The sequence below is a fragment of the Niabella digestorum genome (assembly GCF_036409055.1).
Lineage (GTDB): Bacteria > Bacteroidota > Bacteroidia > Chitinophagales > Chitinophagaceae > Niabella > Niabella composti.
In genome coordinates this window covers 1-16313 of record NZ_JAZGLY010000011.1, presented here as the reverse complement: position 1 = coordinate 16313, position 16313 = coordinate 1, and the positions used below count along the sequence as shown (strand labels likewise).

Sequence of the window (16313 nt, the reverse complement as noted above, 5' to 3'; positions counted from 1 at the left end):
ATATGTTTTAAAATGCAAGTAAAAACAGTTTCTAAATTATTTCTTCTTTTGGCACTAAGGTGCTAATTAATCGCTACCACTAACCCCACAGATAATATTTGTAAATATGTAGTAAATAATAATAAAAAGAAGAGCCAAAAATTTAGTAAAAGAATTATTATCAATAATAAATGATGATAATTAGATTTATGAGGAAAATCTACTTAAATCCAATATATAATCTGATATTCGACGAACCTCACTTTGAGAAAAAATGGGATCAAGATAGGTTATAAAACCAATCAATTCATCCAAAGTTAAGACTTTAACATGCTGAAACTCCTCTTTGGGTTTTGAGTTAATCATGACGATGATATTCCTCAACGGTATCTTTCTATCACCCCAATGATGTTTTGAAAGACGATGAACAATACCTTGATTTAGGATTCTATAAAAAGCAAAATTTGCACGCTTTACTTGCTGAACAGGAGAATACAAATCTAGATTATGTAGAGACTTTTTGCTCCAGTTTTTCGTTTCAATGAGAAATACCCCCGATGGAGCAACCAAAAGATGATCTATCTGAATAGACTGAATATATTTTTTTTCAAGATGATTATAAATAGGATTATGAAACAACAACTTAAAATCATTTATAAGTACATACTCATCCGACAATGTTTCAAGCGTCTTTACAACTTTAAATTCTCCTAATGCTCCATGGATATAGCTTTCTAGACCGCTTATAATATTATATTTATATTCAAGGCTCATCAAAGACTCCGCAGCACTCTCCATAACAGCATTATCAAAGTTCTGACGAATATATTGGAGCCTATCCATTTTTTCTTGATGAACCTGTACGGATGTCTCAATAAATTCTTCAACCTTTTTATTGATATTCTTTTCCAAGCGTAATACCTTCCACTTATAAAGTATTTTTTGGGGCCATCGGATAATTTTTTCAATTGGACTGGATGCTGAAAAATTCGAAGAAAATATCGTTTTACTTTTTAATTCCAATATTTCCTTTTGTAGTTGCTGCTCATAATTATTACGATCCTTTTCTATTATATCCTCCATATAGGATATATGAGAAATTAACTCCTCTTTTTCTTTTTCAATTTTTCGTTGATGCTGGGAAATAATGTTTTGTCGTAATGACGGAAAATTTTTCTGAAACTGAATAACCTCTCTTAGTGATTTAAATTCAGAAATATTACATTCATGAAGATGTTTCTTTATGGCAGTTAGGCAAGCAACAGAATTGTAAACCTTACACATACTCTTTCGAAAAACAGACGGAATAAATATTAGGTCGCTCCTAATTATTATAACTCCAAGTACTACCTCACATCCATTACTATATCATTCAAATATAAACTTTTAATTCAAAAGTGTATAAAACCGCTAGCCGAATACAAAAGCAAAAAGCCGCTATAATATAGCGGCCTATTTAAAATGCGTTAAGGAATTTACCATTTTTCTACTTCTTCATGGCTGGCGCTAGAAGCACCGCTATCAGAAGATTTAGGTGCCACATTCTCCACCAGTTTTTCATCGTTGCTAGGATCTTCCAGAGGTTTTTCCTCAACGATAGTAGGAGAAGGTGCTACATAACCACCGGTTGCCGGTATGGGAGACTGCTCATCATCATATTCATGATTGAAAGCGTCAAAATCAAAATCCGGCATCAGCTCGGTTTTTACGTAATCCACGGCTTCATTTAAAGCCTTAAGAAATTTATTAAAATCTTCTTTGTAAAGGAATACCTTATGTCTATCGTATCCATTATCATCGAACCGTTTGCGGCTCTCTGTAATTGTAAGATAGTAATCGTTTCCTTTGGTAGCCCTTACATCAAAAAAATAGGTTCTTCTTTTTCCTGCACGAAGCCTTTTGCTATAAATGGCTTCCAGTTTTTTTTCGTTGTTTCCGTTCTCCACTGTTAGAAAGATTTACTTTAAACAAGTTTTTATGAGCAAACAAATATAAGTATGTTTTTGAAAAAACAAGAAATTTGTTATAAATAGTTTAATTTTCTTTACTGGTTTATTTTCCGCCCGTTAGCGTAATAAATTCTTATAAATTACCCCTTTTGATGGGATTTTGAATTGCATATTTATAAAAAAATCTGCACTTTTCCTTTGGCAAATCATACAAAAATATTCATTATTCAAAAAAATAGCATATCTATTAACAGAAATCCGCCCCCCGGAAAGCTATAGTGCTTACCGAAAGTCGGATCTAAAGATATATGTAGATAGCTCTTAGAGGTTGTATCCCAAGCTGATGTAATACAGTCCACCTACTCTCGGATTCCCAAAGGCGCTGTAATAGTACTTATTCAAAACATTGGAACCTCCCAACTTGATGATAATTTTAGCTGGCAGAATACGATAAGATACTTGAGCATCCAGTGTACCATAGGCCGGTATAGGCCCTGAACCAAATGTACCCTGCCAGTCTACTTTATCCTGCCATCTGTACAATACATTAAAGCCAAGGTTTCGAGTAACCGCCTCATTCGACACACTGATATTGTAACGATATTTTGGAGTATTAAAGAACGCAATAAAACCGTCGGGTACATCCTTTAGCACATCACTGGAGAAGTTAGCCGCTAAGGTATAACCCTTATAAAATCTATATTCTCCGCCGATGCCCCAACCGTAAGATGTCACATTCACATCGGTATTGGTAACAAATGAAAAATTCTCAGAGGTAAATGGGCTTGCCAAATCCACAGCCGCATTCGCCGGATTGCCGCTACTACCTCTGGCTACAGCTACACGTGCTATAAAATCTTTAAACCGGCTTCTATATCCATACACATCAATCAACAGCTGTGGTGTCAGCAAACCTCTATAACCTATCTCGAAGGAACTCATCTGCTCTGGCCTTACGGAAGAAAAAGTAGCCTGTTGGAGCAATGCAGGATTAGGCGTTCCGCCGGCAATAGAAGCCCGATAAGCAGCTACACTCTCCGACGTATACACCGGATTTACATCAAATCCGAAGTATTGGATAAAGCTGGGGTCGCCTCCTATCAGGCGGCTTCCGGGTGTATTGAGATTGATCCATTGATCCTGTGTAGACGGAAAACGATATGCGGTTTGAAACGATAACCTAATATTATTCTCGGGCGCTACTCTAAAGACAGCACTAGCGCGGGGTGTAAATCGTTCTTTATAACCATCCCGTTTGTCGTAGCGGATAGAACCGGTTAGCTTCAGTATGTCATCAAAGAATCTTTTTTGCAGTTGCACATAACCACCGTATTCATTAATTTTAATACGTCCGGTGGTATCAGCAAAAATGGTACCTCTCGAGTTTAAGGAGTATACTCTATAAGACGCCCCCACAATAGCTTCAAAGATTTGAATATGCTCCGAAAGATTCCATTGCCCTTCGTAATGATAAAGATCAGAATTGTCGGCAAATTTAGCGCCCCCGTCTTTTATCGAAATTCTTTTAGCTCGAGCCAATGCACTGTCAAACTGAGGTGTTCCCGGTAGATATCGGCCGGCATCGGCGGCATTGCGAGCTGTAGCATGCGCTACCGAATCCGGGGCACCCTGCATTCGGGCTGCAGCATAAGTACCAGAATACAAACCAAACCAATCAGCATCGCTACGCCATTGTCTGTTAATATACAATGCCGCTGTAGTAGCAGTATAGGAATCTCCTGAATTCTCCTGAGTAGTATATGCCCTTAAAAACCAGTTTTTGCCTCTCAGTTCGGCTTTATATTGCCCTATCTGGAAGTTGAGTAACGAATATCTGTCCGCTCCCGTATATACCGATGTTCCTCTTCCCCAATAACCTACCAAAGAAGCTTCGATGTTATTGGTTATTTTATAATAAAGTCCTGCTGAAGTTTTTAAACTATAAGCATCATAATTCACCAAATCCTTTTCCGCATATCCTGTACGACTTACCAACTGTCCTCCAAAAATGTCATTTCTTAAACCAAAGTGAAAAGGTACCAAATTCGTAGCCGCAGGCCGTAAAGGTTCCGGCAATCCGGCAATCAGCATGCCTATTTGGTCTGGTGTTGCATTTGCAGGAAGTGTATTGAAAAGCGCCACAATATCCACTGCACCTCCGGTAGCTTCTAATATGCCTGCTCTAGTTTGTGCCTGAAAAGCTTGTGCAATACTAGCCATGCTGGCACTGGCTTCATCACCGAAGATGTTTACACCATCGTAGTTGGGGTCATTTTCTCTTGTACCTCCCGGCTTTAAAGAGCTGATTACATTATTTCTATTCAAGTCGCGAGTGTCATTAGCTACCCAATCATAAGCTTTCATATATGACGCAGATAGCTTGTAAGCAAACCTGTCTCCTATTTTTTGTCCCCAGCGAATCGCCCAATCGTGGAAAGGTCTTGCCTTGCTTTCAGGATCTCCCAGGTGCATAATCCCCTGTTTCAAGTTCACGCTTAGGCCATCGAATCTAAAAGGGCTTTTACTTGTCATTAGTAACGTACCGCTCATACCTCCCGACCCGTAAAGTGCAGAGGAAGCCCCGGACAAAAGCTCCACATTATCCACATCCATTTCAGTAATACCGATAACGTTTCCAACAGAAAAATTAAGGGCCGGCGCTTGGTTGTCCATACCATCTACTAGTTGATTAAATCGTAGATTACCGCTTCCGTTAAATCCACGTGTACTAAGCGTACGAAACGTAATACTAGACGTAGTCATGTCTACCCCTTTAATGTTGGACAAGCCTTCATAAAAGTTAGGTGCGGCTGCATTTCGGATGGCAACATGATTAACCCGATCTACCGTTACCGGAGATTCCAAAATTCTTTCTGCCACGCGTGAAGCAGATACTACAACTTCCTGACCTAGATCCTGCTTTCGGGAAAGTAATACAGTGATCGGCTCCTCGCTATTCACTTCTATTTCTTGCGTAGCATATCCTACTGAAGAAATTTGAAGCTTTACCGGCAGCTGCGACACTTTTAATTCAAAAATACCTTTCGTATTGGTATAAGTGCCTTGATCGGTCTCACTTACAATTACGGAAGCATGAGCTACCACCTCCGAATCATCAGCGTTTTTAACTACACCCCTGATCACTTGTTGAGCATAGGAAAAAGCAGGGGTACTTAGCAAGGCTAATAGCACGAGCAATCGTTGTAGGGGTTTCATACGGACTAATTTTGAAGAAATTCAACATTAAGTTAACACTTGTTAGTTTTTCTACAAAAATTTTTAGTATAAAAAAATCCACAAGGACACTCGCAGCCATACTAATTCTTAATTATTTTCGCGACATGTCAGATTTTAACTTCCCAGAGCAAACCCATTTTTATCGCGGTAAAGTAAGAGATGTATATACGATAAACGATCGTTTATTGGTGATGATTGCTTCAAATCGCATTTCGGCATTTGACGTCATCTTACCCCGACCCATTCCCTATAAAGGTCAGGTACTTAACCAAATTGCGGCATACATGTTAAATGCCACTAAAGATATCTGTAAGAATTGGTTACTAGAAACGCCTACTGCCAATAGTGCTCTTGGATATAAATGTACACCGTATAAAATAGAAATGGTAGTACGCGGCCACTTAACCGGCCACGCATGGCGCACTTACAATAGTGGTAAAAGAGAACTCTGCGGGGTGCCACTCCCGGAGGGCATGAAAGAAAACGATCCATTTGAAACTCCCATCATCACCCCAAGCACCAAGGCCAGTGAGGGACATGATGAGGATATCAGCAAGGACGAAATTATTGCCCAAGGATTGGCTACAGCCGAAGAATGGGCTCAATTGGAAACGTTAGCATTAGCCCTCTTTAAACGTGGTCAGGAACTGGCCGCTAAACAAGGATTGATACTGGTGGACACTAAATATGAGTTTGGCAAACTTAACGGCGAGATTGTACTGATGGACGAAGTGCATACGCCAGATAGCTCGAGATATTTTTATGCTGAAGGATTTGAAGAACGTCAACAAAAAGGCGAAAAGCAAAAACAGCTTAGCAAAGAGTTTGTTCGGGAATGGCTGATCGAAAATAATTTCATGGGCAAAGAGGGGCAACAAGTGCCAGAAATGACCGATGCATGGGTGCAAACGATTTCTAACCGATATATCGAGCTATACGAAAAAGTCATCGGCGAGAAGTTTCAACCACAGGATGTGACCGATGAGGAGCAGTATGAAAAAATTAGTGCTGCATTGAAACGCTACTAAATAAAATCATTGATGCATTTGAATAGAAACAACCCATGCCGAGAATGACATGGGTTGTTTGCTTATAAAAGCGTACTGATTTTATACCTCCTATTCATCCGGAATTTCAGGCTCCACAAGTTTGATAAGTTTTTCCAGCGATTCCTGCCATCCCAAGTAGCACATTTCAGCAGGGATAAAAGCGGGGAATCCATGTTGTTCAATTTTTAACTCAGTACCCACAGATACTTTTTTGAGCTCTATTTTAGTAGTCATAATATCTGGTAGATCAGGCTGGTCAAATTTTTCGGTTACTGTTAATGCTTCATTAGGTTTTACCAGCTCATAGGTTCCGGAGAATTGATGGCTGCTCCCGGTGGTAAAATTATGAAAAGACATCTTGAACCCGCCTTTTTCGCGCACATCCATTTCATGGACATTGCAAAGAAAACCATAAGGCGGATACCATGCCGCTATTGCTAATGGCTCTGTAAAAGCTCTATATACTTTTTCAGGAGAAGCTTTAATTACTCTGTGTAGTGAGATACTATTATTGGACATGACTAATCGTTTAGAGCCTACTCTTTTGGCTTTTCGGCTGCGCCCGTTTATTAAAGTGGTAGCTGCTCCACTGCTTTTCTTAAAGAAGGGCCTATCATTACAAAGTTGAACTTTATATACAACAGATACACGGGGCATACACGACAATTGTAGGGCTGATTACGTAATTGCAAGTCCCCCATTTACATCAGATATTGATACCACTTATTTAGCTATTTTTTATTTTTAATAAATGAAAAGACTAACAATAGTGAGTAGCTTCCTGCTATTAGGCACATATTTTCTTGCCGCACAGGAAGTGCAAATCATCGCAGATGTTCCTAGCAAAAGTTTTAGAGGATTATCTATTTTCAAAAACACAATATGGATAAGCGGCTCTCAGGGTACTGTAGGACGCTCAGAGGATGGCGGAACCACCTGGCAGTGGCATACAGTAACGGGCTTTGAAAAAACAGATTTCCGAGATATTGAAGTATTGGATGAAAGCACAGCAGTAATAATGGGCATTGCTTCCCCAGCGTACATATTAAAAACTACTGATAGAGGAAAAAGCTGGCATAAAGTATATGAGAACAACCATCCTGATATTTTTCTGGATGCGATGGCTTTTAAAAATAAGAAAGAAGGTATTGTAATCGGCGACCCGATAGATAATAAAATATTTGTTGCCAAAACTAAAGATGGAGGTAATACTTGGCAGGAAAGCAATGTTCTAAACCTACCTCCCGCACAACCCGGAGAAGCATTCTTCGCCGCCAGCGGCACTAATATTGTGTGGCATAAAAACAAGTATTACCTAGTTAGCGGCGGTAATGTATCACGCCTTTTTGTACACGATAAAATGCAGCTGTTACCCGTAGCTCAGGGCAGTGTTATGCGAGGTGCTAATAGCATTGCTATACGGGACAATCACATATGGATAGCTGCAGGCAATTACAATGATCTCAAAAATCAGGACAGTGCTTTTGTATACAGTAACGATGGAGGCAAAAGCTGGCACTATCCCCAAACCATGCCCGGAGGGTATCGAAGTTGTGTATGTGCCATTAACAAGAACACTTTAATCACCTGTGGAATTACAGGAGTCGACATCAGTTACGACGGAGGGAAAAATTGGCAATCGGTAAGCCCCATCAGCTTTAATGCATGCGCTTATAGCCAACAGGAAAATGCCGTATATTTAGTAGGTAATAATGGCAAAGTGGGGAAATTGCCATTATAGCTTCCCCACCAGCCAGTTCCGATCAGGTGGTTTCACAGGAAGGTTTGTTTAATGGTGTTTTTCATAGCTTAGCACACCTCTTTTATTGCTTGCGATAACCAAAAATATTACCCCTTCATGTGCATAGCAACGTGAAAATCATCATGTTTCACCCGGGAAAATTCCCGGTATATAATCGCCCTCAGTTTTTTATTTTTATGGTTAAAATCTCCTCATTATGACAAATGAACAATCCAAACAATGTAAAATCGAGTTTTATTTTACAAGGGAAAAAATTGAGCAATTATTAAAGGCAAATCCTCATGCTAAAGGCATTATTATAAGTCAGGAGATAAAAGTAAGACGCACAGCGGAGAACGGCACCCTTAATGTTGTTGAAATTAAAGCCCGTGCCGACAACGGTTCTCAAAAAGGTGGTAGCAGCATTCAAGCGGTATCCAAAGCTGCATCAGATGAAGTGGATGGCTGTCCTAACCCTCCCGGATGTGGTCCCGAAACACCTGATGAACCATAATGGATGGCTCCCGTAATGAAAGGGATAAAGGAAATATTAAATATTTTGGATAGCATAGGACCGGTTGTGGCTACGTTGCTGCTTTTCATCAACCGAAAGAAGTTATCCAGAGAGATGTATCCTATTATGTTTTTCTGCATTATTCAATTATGCTGCAACACCATTGCTACAATAATTGAAAAAGTATTTGACGGGAACAACTATTGGGTGTATAAAATCAACGCCACCACATCCTTCCTATGCCTTTCCTATCTCTTTCTAAAAAAACTGTTTCAAATAAGCAACATAGCGTTTTCACTATTTCTATTCGTATATGCAGTCATCAACATGCTGCTTCTATTTCAGGGAGACGGAATTTCCCAGTTCAACAGCACCAGTGCCGCTATTGAAAGTCTTGCGATTGTAAGCTTTTGCCTTTATTTCTTCTATGCAAGACTGATTAATACATCCGAGGAAATCAGCATTCCCGAGACCAGTATATTCTGGTGCATTGTAGGAATATTTACTTATTATGCCGGGGCTTTTTTTATTTTTATATCGTACAAGTATCTTATTCACAGCGATAGTGCTACGGTAGGAATTTTGTGGAGATTTCATAATATATTGCTGTTCATCTGTTGTGCGTATATTAGTTATGGCGTTTTATGCAAAAACTATCGAACGATATTATCGTAATTCTGAGCTCCTCGGCCTTTCTTTTTCTGATAACATTGTTTATCGTTTTCCTGTTAATGGCGTACAAGCGCAGAGATTATAAACATCTACAGGAAAAACAACTATTGGAAGAACATTTTAACAATCAGCTGCTACGCTCTCAAATAGAAGTACAAGAACAAACCTTTATGCAGATCGGGAAGGAACTTCATGACAATGTGGGACAATTGCTAAGCACTTCGCGCATGCTTATCGGACTTGCAGAACGAAGTATGACATCGCCGCCTGATGCGCTGTTCACTGCTAATGCTACGCTTGGAAAAGCGATTAGTGAATTGCGTTCACTTTCCAAATCACTTGATAAAGAGTGGCTGTCGCAGTTTAATCTCATCGAAAACTTGAAAAATGAAATTACTCGAATAAATGCCACAGCCACTATTCACGCTTCTTTACAAGTAACCCATCAGCCGGCACTACCCTCTTCCAAGCAAATTATCCTTTTTCGCATTATTCAAGAGGCTATACAAAATGCTATTAAACATAGTGGCTGTGACAAACTCATCATCAGTCTATCGAAACAAGATGGACACCTTGTAATCACCGTATATGACAACGGGAAAGGTTTTCAAGCAGAAGTATGTGAGAAAGGCTTAGGATTAAAAAATATGGAATCCCGCACACAGCTGCTGGGAGGCAAGATCAATTTTATATCCGAACCCGGTAACACTACCATTACCATACATATACCTGAAAACAAAAATCACTATGAAAACTAAAATAGGACTTGTCGACGATCATCAACTTTTTTTAAAATCTCTGAGTTTGCTCTTAGAAAGCTTTAATACCTATGAAGTTGTTCTGGAAGCTTTAAACGGGAAGGATTTGCAAGAAAAAATAAAAGGCAGAAAAGAGCTGCCCGATATCATCCTGATTGATGTAAATATGCCCGTGATGAATGGCATTGAAACTACTCGATGGCTTACAGAAAACTATCCATCCATTAAACCGGCAGCTTTAACCATGAATGCTGATGACAACACCATTATATCTATGTTTAAAGCCGGCTGTTGTGGCTATCTGTTAAAAGACACCCATCCTAATGAAGTGGAGAAGGCTTTAGAAGAAATAGACAAAAAAGGTTATTATAATGCTGATGCCTGTAATATTAACTTCAGAAGGATTCTAATGAAGGCTGATGAGATAGGAGAATTACAACTCACTCCGAAAGAGCTGACTTTTCTGCAGTACGCTTGCAGCGAACTCACCTATAAGCAAATTGCGGCAGCCATGAATTTAAGCGAACGCACCATTGACGGCTACCGTGAGACTTTATTCAAAAAGTTTAATGTACAAAGCCGCGTAGGGCTTTGCTTGGAAGCTATCAGAAAAGAATTGGTGAAATTATAAAATATTTTAAAGTGGATAAACCCAATCTCCATTTATCAAGATAAGCTATTTAGCAGATCCTTGAGTTGGCGCACTGAAGAAGTATTTACCGAATAATGATTATTCTCCGTACTATCGGCAAAAGCTTTTGGGAAAAAGTCCATCTTACTATGCTGTAGCTCACGTAGAGAGGTGTGAAACTCTCGACAGCCGGTCTTTTGAGCAAGAGTTGCTACATTTTCGGCACGCACCCCACTACCCGGCATAATAATAATTCTGCCTGCCGCGATGCGGTTCAGCTCTGCAATCAATTCCACCCCTTCGGGAGCTGTCAACTGTTGACCACTAGTCAGAATTCTTTCACAGCCTATTTCTATCAATTGCTCAAGTGCTCTATACGGATCTACACATCTATCAAATGCACGATGAAAGGTTACTTTCAAAGGGTGCACTGCCTCAACAATCCGGGCCGTACGCTCCACATCTATACTACCATCTCTTTTTAAGAATCCTACTACCACACCATCACACTGAAGTTCTTTACATTGTAGCGCATCTTGATACATACAATCATATTCCTCATTAGTATAAAAGAAATCGCCACCCCGCACCCGTATGATGGGATAAATTAGCGTAGAAGGAAATTGTTCCCGACATTTTTTTATGACCCCAAACGACTGGGTAGTCCCCCCCTCACCCAGATTAGCGCAAAGCTCTATACGATCTGCACCTCCAGCTACTGCATTCTTAGTAGATTCAAAATCAGAAGTAGCAATTTCGAGTATATATGCCAAAATTTCTAAAATTTAAGAGTGTTCAATAATTAGTGAAACCAGCTTTTTGCCTCCACCAATTTTTCGGTAGTTACAGTTTTTATGGCATAATTAAACCCTTTATGTAGTGCATAAGCACCCACTACACCATACTTGTTAATTGCAAGGAAAGCTACTTGTATTTTTCGAGCATCCTCTCCTTTAATTTTTACGATACGCTCAATTACTTTCTGGCAGGCCACTTCAGGACCATACCCCTGACGCATATATGCAACTACACTACTAGAGCCTGCCACACGAATAATATCTTCCCCCTGACCGGTAGCTGTGCATGCCCCTACTTCTCCATCCACGTACAATCCAGCACCGATAATGGGAGAATCTCCTACTCTACCCCTCATTTTAAATCCCATACCACTGGTCGTACAACTTCCGGCTAGGCGTCCCTGCGCATCTAACGCCACCATTCCAATGGTATCATGATTCCACTCTCCGTTTATCTGAGCTGGTGCAAACGGTCCGTGTGACTGATTCTCCCGGTTAATCTGCGGCTCATATTTCGAATTTCGCAACCACTCCTCATATGCTTTTGCAGCCTCTGATGAAAGTTGTTGTGGCTCTAAAGGGAAACCTTCAGCTACAGCAAATTGCTGAGCACCACTTCCCACCAACATTACATGTGGTGTTTTTTCCATAACACGTCTGGCTACAGCAATAGGATGTTTAATTCTTTCCAAAAAAGCCACGCTACCACAGTTAAACTGATGATCCATAATGCTGGCATCCAGTGTTACAATGCCATCCCGATCAGGATTAGCGCCCAATCCCACGCAGCAATTAATCTCATCCTCAGTTACCATAACTCCTTTTTCAACGGCATCCAGAGCGCTTCCACCTTTGCCCAAAACCTCCCAAGCTCCCTTATTGGCGCGCAAGCCCGCATCCCAAGTAGAAACAACAACAGGACCATTAATAGCGTCGGTTTGGGCAAGAGTTTTGCTCCCCAACACCCCAAAAACTCCCGTAAGTGCACTTAATTGTAAAAACTTTTTGCGATTCATAGGACGTATTTATGGATCGAAAATAGTATTTTAAACATATGTTTGCAATTAATTTAAATCCGAAATAAACAACAATTACTCTAGTTCACTGTTACATAGCTAAAAGATTAATACATGAACATTGAAATTATATCCGGTAGTCCCAGAAAAGAAAGTTTAACCGTAAGAGCAGCATATACTTTACAACAATGGTTTGAAAAAAATACCAGTCATCATATAGGTATTATCGACTGTAGAGAATTTCAGCTTCCATGGGTAGAAAGGGCATTTAATTCTATTGACAATACTCCTGATGAATGGAAACCACTGTTTGAACGCATTTTTAAAGCTGATGCTTTTATCTTCGTGTCACCGGAATATAATGGCAGTTATTCTCCTGCATTAAAAAATCTGGTAGATCATTTTCCCAAACAATTACATAAAGCGCTGGGCATTGTTACAGCTTCGAATGGTGCATTAGGAGGCATGAGAGCTGCTCAGCAGCTGATTTTACTGGGAGCAGGAGTATTTACTATCGTCAGCCCACAACTACTGATTATCCCGCAGATTGATAAAAAAATAGACGCACAAGGCAATTTGCTGGAACCCGCCTTTGAAAAAAGCATCCACAATTTCGCTTCCGAGTTTTTGTGGCTGGCAGAAAAATTAGCACAATAGATGAAATCCACTATTGACGAAATTCGTGAAAGATTCGATAAAGACGTAGAACGTTTCTCCAATTTGGAAACCGGCCAGCAATCCACTATTGATGCCACGATTTCGTTGGAGCTGATTACCGAAGCGGCCAAAAGAGTTGTTCCTCATGCTACCCATTTGCTGGATGTAGGCTGTGGTGCCGGGAACTATACGCTGAAAATGCTTTCCAAGCTACCCTCTTTACATTGTAGTCTCGTAGACCTGAGTAAGCCCATGCTGGAAAGAGCCGAAAGCAGAATCAAAGCCGTGCCCAATGGAGGCATCGAAATTTATCAAGGAGATATACGTACCATATCGTTACCTGAATTATCGTTCGATATCATTTTAGCTGGTGCTGTTTTACATCACCTGCGCGAGGATCAAGATTGGGAAAATACATTCCAAAAACTATACAAATTATTGAAACCGGGAGGCTGCTTATTTATAAATGATCTCGTAACGCAGGAAGACGAAGCCGTGCACCATTTTATCTGGGAGCAATATGGGAAATACCTCGAAGGTATAGGAGGAGCGGCTTATCGTAACAAAGTGATGGATTATATCGAAAAAGAAGATTCACCACGCTCTCTCACCTATCAGTTACATCTTATGCAAAAAACAGGATTTCAAAAAATAGAGGTTTTACATAAGCATTTATGCTTTGCAGCCTTCGGTGGTATTAAATAACTAGCGATTGTTCATATAAGTCTCTAGTCGCTTCCTAGCTTTTTTAAATACGGAGCGTTTCATATAATATGTCCAGCCAAACAAATAGCCTTTCCAACCGAAATGCTGAGTCATCCAGGTATTGATATTAAAGGCATCACTATGCTCCACAATGATCCCCTTATTGATACGCATAAATGCCTTTGCTTTTTTGATTATTTGACGTCCAGTAACTATATCATTATACTTTGCGGTCCAATTACACGTAATGTATTCTTCATCGATTTCCGTAATGGTTCCGAATGTCAATGAAAAATGATGAACCTCTTTGCAAAACAGTTCCCACATACAGTGCACTTCCTGGCCTTGTAATAAACCATACACCGGATTGCTATAGACGATATCTTCAGCATAACAACTGTTCATAATCGCTGCATTTCTACGGCTAAATGCCTCATAAAACTTTTCTACCACTTGTTTGTTTGTCATACTAAAACTTTTTAAGCAACCGTTTGCACTTACCGTACCGCAATATACTCTTAAAAAAATACTTATCTTGGCACACAATATCTAAAACCTAATTTTTATGCGCAAAATCTGTACTTTTCTCCTACTATTTATTATTGCTTCTCAACTGATTGCACAGGAAATCAGCATCATTCCGAAACCTACCTCTCTAACAAAGAAAACCGGAACATTTGTTATTACTTCTAAAACGCCTATTATAGCTAAAACCCAAGATGATATTAAATCGGCAAACTTCCTTAACGACTACCTCAAAACCTGTTACGGTTTCCAATTACCCATTAAATCTTCAGGTAATAACGGTATCGTTATTACGTCTATCAATACAGCCGACAATAAAGAAGGGTATACCTTAGATGCCGGTCCCAAAGGAATTAAAATAAAAGGCAACTCTCCTGCAGGCGCCTTCTATGGTATTCAGACGCTGTTACAATTATTACCTGTTGAAAAATCAAATGTATTAAAAGTTCCAGCTGTTGCCATCAAAGATGCTCCGGTAGCTGGTTATAGAGGATTGATGCTGGATGTATGCCGTCATTATTTTCCACTGGACTTTATTAAAAGATATATTGATTATATCGCCTTTCATAAAATGAATACCTTCCACTGGCACCTGACAGAAGACCAGGGATGGCGTATAGAAATCAAAAAATATCCAAAGTTAAATAGTGTGGGTTCTTGGCGTAATGGTACTATAATCGGCCGGTTCCCAGGCACAGGGAATACCAATCAGCGCTATGGCGGATATTATACCCAAGAAGAAGTAAAAGAAATTGTAAAATACGCAGCAGACAGATTCATCACCGTTATACCTGAAATAGAAATGCCAGGTCATGCCAGTGCAGCCATTGCAGCCTATCCGCATCTGAGCTGCTTCCCTGAAAAATCATCCTATGAATACTTTATAAAAGAAAAAAACAAACCCGAATATTGGGCTGGAGATACTATAGGCAAACAGGTAATGCAAAGTTGGGGTGTGTATGCCGATGTTTTTTGTGCCGGCAAAGAAAGTACCTTCGAGTTTTTGCAGGATGTATTGGATGAGGTATTACCTTTATTTCCTTCCCAAATTGTACATATCGGCGGTGACGAATGTCCCAAATATAATTGGGAAAGATGTCCTAATTGCCAAAAGCGTATTCAAGAGCTCAACATCAAATCAGACGAAAAACACAAAGCCGAGCACTATCTACAAAGTTATTTTGTACAAAGAATCGAAAAATATTTAAACAGCAAAGGCAAAATTCTTATTGGCTGGGATGAAATACTGGAAGGTGGCTTAGCTCCTAATGCATGGGTTATGAGCTGGCGTGGTGAAAAAGGAGGTATCGAAGCAGCAAAGCAACGCCATAACGTAATCATGACTCCCACAACCTATGTATATCTCGATTATCAACAAGCCCCTAAAGAAGATTCTGTAACCATTACAAATAATCGCTCGCATCTATCATTAGAAAAAGTGTATAGCTGGAAATTATTCCCCGATGCATTAACCGACGAAGAAAAACAGTATATCAAAGGAGGACAAGCCAATCTGTGGGCCGAATATATTTCCAACCCAAGAAAGGCAGAATATATGTTGTTCCCACGCGTATCGGCGGTGAGTGAAACATTATGGACCCCTCAGAGTGAGAAAAACTGGGATGATTTTGTAAAGAGAGTTGAAGTGCAGAAGAAACGCTATAAACTCTGGGGAGTAAACTTCTATGGTAATGATTAAGTTTGCACTCTTAAGGATAATGATTCTACCTCTATAACTGTAAACTGAGCAAAATACAATGAGCAAAGAGCAGAAAAATAGATTTTTGGATAGCCTGGAAAAAATTCCTGTAAGCATTTACCCTGATGTAAAGAGTGGTTCCATTGCTATCGCCCGGATTATCGCCGATTTAATCCGTTCCAAGCAGGCGTCCAATGAGCCATGTGTGCTAGGTTTGGCTACTGGCTCCAGTCCTAAAACTTTGTATGCCGAACTGGTGCGCATGCACAAGGAAGAAGGGCTGAGCTTTAAAAACGTCATCACTTTTAATCTGGACGAGTACTATCCCATCAGCCGAGAGGCCGTGCAAAGCTATTATCGCTTCATGCACACCCATCTGTTCAA

General features: G+C 39.9%; 16 protein-coding genes and 1 pseudogene. 10 read left to right on the top strand and 7 right to left on the bottom strand.

Features of this window, described 5'->3' with window-relative positions:
• Positions 1–186: 186 nt before the first annotated feature.
• From V2H41_RS13680 to V2H41_RS13670, 3 genes are all read right to left on the bottom strand, one after another.
• Complete coding sequence (locus tag V2H41_RS13680; RefSeq protein ID WP_330975731.1) at positions 187–1263, bottom strand: nuclease-related domain-containing protein; 1077 nt, start codon at positions 1261–1263, stop codon at positions 187–189.
• Positions 1264–1454: 191 nt separating this feature from the next.
• On the bottom strand, positions 1455–1925 hold the full coding sequence (locus tag V2H41_RS13675; protein ID WP_330975730.1) for a DUF3276 family protein: 471 nt from the start codon (positions 1923–1925) through the stop codon (positions 1455–1457).
• 324 nt (positions 1926–2249) lie between these two features.
• On the bottom strand, positions 2250–5144 hold the full coding sequence (locus tag V2H41_RS13670) for a TonB-dependent receptor (protein ID WP_330975729.1): 2895 nt from the start codon (positions 5142–5144) through the stop codon (positions 2250–2252).
• A gap of 125 nt (positions 5145–5269) precedes the next feature.
• On the opposite strand from V2H41_RS13670, the gene V2H41_RS13665 reads away from it, so the two are divergent.
• Positions 5270–6193, top strand: coding sequence for a phosphoribosylaminoimidazolesuccinocarboxamide synthase (locus V2H41_RS13665; protein ID WP_330975728.1), 924 nt, complete (start codon positions 5270–5272; stop codon positions 6191–6193).
• Between the two features lie 90 nt (positions 6194–6283).
• On the opposite strand, the gene V2H41_RS13660 is transcribed toward V2H41_RS13665, so the two are convergent.
• Positions 6284–6871 (bottom strand): SRPBCC family protein, encoded by a 588-nt coding sequence (locus V2H41_RS13660; RefSeq protein ID WP_330975727.1) that lies wholly within the window; start codon positions 6869–6871, stop codon positions 6284–6286.
• 94 nt (positions 6872–6965) lie between these two features.
• Between V2H41_RS13660 and V2H41_RS13655 the strand changes: the two genes are divergently transcribed.
• From V2H41_RS13655 to V2H41_RS13635, 5 genes are all read left to right on the top strand, one after another.
• Complete coding sequence (locus V2H41_RS13655; protein WP_330975726.1) at positions 6966–7955, top strand: YCF48-related protein; 990 nt, start codon at positions 6966–6968, stop codon at positions 7953–7955.
• 217 nt (positions 7956–8172) lie between these two features.
• The gene (locus V2H41_RS13650) at positions 8173–8469 is read left to right on the top strand and encodes a hypothetical protein (RefSeq protein ID WP_330975725.1); all 297 of its coding nucleotides are present in this window, start codon (positions 8173–8175) and stop codon (positions 8467–8469) included.
• Positions 8470–8484: 15 nt separating this feature from the next.
• On the top strand, positions 8485–9144 hold the full coding sequence (locus V2H41_RS13645; RefSeq protein ID WP_330975724.1) for a hypothetical protein: 660 nt from the start codon (positions 8485–8487) through the stop codon (positions 9142–9144).
• Positions 9114–9899, top strand: a complete 786-nt coding sequence (locus V2H41_RS13640) for a sensor histidine kinase (protein WP_330975723.1) — start codon at positions 9114–9116, stop codon at positions 9897–9899. Before V2H41_RS13645 ends, V2H41_RS13640 begins: the two co-directional genes overlap by 31 nt.
• Positions 9889–10530 (top strand): response regulator transcription factor, encoded by a 642-nt coding sequence (locus tag V2H41_RS13635; protein WP_330975722.1) that lies wholly within the window; start codon positions 9889–9891, stop codon positions 10528–10530. The genes V2H41_RS13640 and V2H41_RS13635 overlap by 11 nt, the downstream gene beginning before the upstream one ends.
• Before the next feature lie 35 nt (positions 10531–10565).
• On the opposite strand, the gene V2H41_RS13630 is transcribed toward V2H41_RS13635, so the two are convergent.
• Together V2H41_RS13630 and V2H41_RS13625 are read right to left on the bottom strand one after the other, a co-directional pair.
• A complete protein-coding gene (locus tag V2H41_RS13630) occupies positions 10566–11303 on the bottom strand; it encodes a copper homeostasis protein CutC (protein ID WP_330975721.1) in 738 nt (245 codons plus the stop codon).
• A 29-nt stretch (positions 11304–11332) separates the two neighbouring features.
• Complete coding sequence (locus V2H41_RS13625; protein WP_330975720.1) at positions 11333–12343, bottom strand: isoaspartyl peptidase/L-asparaginase family protein; 1011 nt, start codon at positions 12341–12343, stop codon at positions 11333–11335.
• A gap of 114 nt (positions 12344–12457) precedes the next feature.
• On the opposite strand from V2H41_RS13625, the gene V2H41_RS13620 reads away from it, so the two are divergent.
• Together V2H41_RS13620 and V2H41_RS13615 are read left to right on the top strand one after the other, a co-directional pair.
• Positions 12458–13000, top strand: coding sequence for an NADPH-dependent FMN reductase (locus V2H41_RS13620; protein ID WP_330975719.1), 543 nt, complete (start codon positions 12458–12460; stop codon positions 12998–13000).
• Positions 13001–13705: a class I SAM-dependent methyltransferase gene (locus V2H41_RS13615; RefSeq protein ID WP_330975718.1), complete on the top strand. Its 705-nt coding sequence runs from the start codon at positions 13001–13003 to the stop codon at positions 13703–13705.
• On the opposite strand, the gene V2H41_RS13610 is transcribed toward V2H41_RS13615, so the two are convergent.
• Complete coding sequence (locus V2H41_RS13610; RefSeq protein ID WP_330975717.1) at positions 13706–14173, bottom strand: nuclear transport factor 2 family protein; 468 nt, start codon at positions 14171–14173, stop codon at positions 13706–13708.
• Positions 14174–14270: 97 nt separating this feature from the next.
• On the opposite strand from V2H41_RS13610, the gene V2H41_RS13605 reads away from it, so the two are divergent.
• Entirely contained in the window at positions 14271–15929 is a 1659-nt protein-coding gene (locus V2H41_RS13605; protein WP_330975716.1) for a beta-N-acetylhexosaminidase, read from the top strand.
• 58 nt (positions 15930–15987) lie between these two features.
• A pseudogene (locus tag V2H41_RS13600) lies at positions 15988–16313 on the top strand (glucosamine-6-phosphate deaminase); the annotation flags it as partial.

Coding starts and splice junctions, on each gene's coding strand:
- V2H41_RS13680 (WP_330975731.1), bottom strand. CDS start 1,263: ATGTGTAAGGTTTACAATTCTGTTGCTTGCCTAACTGCCATAAAGAAA.
- V2H41_RS13670 (WP_330975729.1), bottom strand. CDS start 5,144: ATGAAACCCCTACAACGATTGCTCGTGCTATTAGCCTTGCTAAGTACC.
- V2H41_RS13665 (WP_330975728.1), top strand. CDS start 5,270: ATGTCAGATTTTAACTTCCCAGAGCAAACCCATTTTTATCGCGGTAAA.
- V2H41_RS13660 (WP_330975727.1), bottom strand. CDS start 6,871: ATGCCCCGTGTATCTGTTGTATATAAAGTTCAACTTTGTAATGATAGG.
- V2H41_RS13655 (WP_330975726.1), top strand. CDS start 6,966: ATGAAAAGACTAACAATAGTGAGTAGCTTCCTGCTATTAGGCACATAT.
- V2H41_RS13650 (WP_330975725.1), top strand. CDS start 8,173: ATGACAAATGAACAATCCAAACAATGTAAAATCGAGTTTTATTTTACA.
- V2H41_RS13645 (WP_330975724.1), top strand. CDS start 8,485: ATGAAAGGGATAAAGGAAATATTAAATATTTTGGATAGCATAGGACCG.
- V2H41_RS13640 (WP_330975723.1), top strand. CDS start 9,114: ATGCAAAAACTATCGAACGATATTATCGTAATTCTGAGCTCCTCGGCC.
- V2H41_RS13635 (WP_330975722.1), top strand. CDS start 9,889: ATGAAAACTAAAATAGGACTTGTCGACGATCATCAACTTTTTTTAAAA.
- V2H41_RS13625 (WP_330975720.1), bottom strand. CDS start 12,343: ATGAATCGCAAAAAGTTTTTACAATTAAGTGCACTTACGGGAGTTTTT.
- V2H41_RS13620 (WP_330975719.1), top strand. CDS start 12,458: ATGAACATTGAAATTATATCCGGTAGTCCCAGAAAAGAAAGTTTAACC.
- V2H41_RS13615 (WP_330975718.1), top strand. CDS start 13,001: ATGAAATCCACTATTGACGAAATTCGTGAAAGATTCGATAAAGACGTA.
- V2H41_RS13610 (WP_330975717.1), bottom strand. CDS start 14,173: ATGACAAACAAACAAGTGGTAGAAAAGTTTTATGAGGCATTTAGCCGT.
- V2H41_RS13605 (WP_330975716.1), top strand. CDS start 14,271: ATGCGCAAAATCTGTACTTTTCTCCTACTATTTATTATTGCTTCTCAA.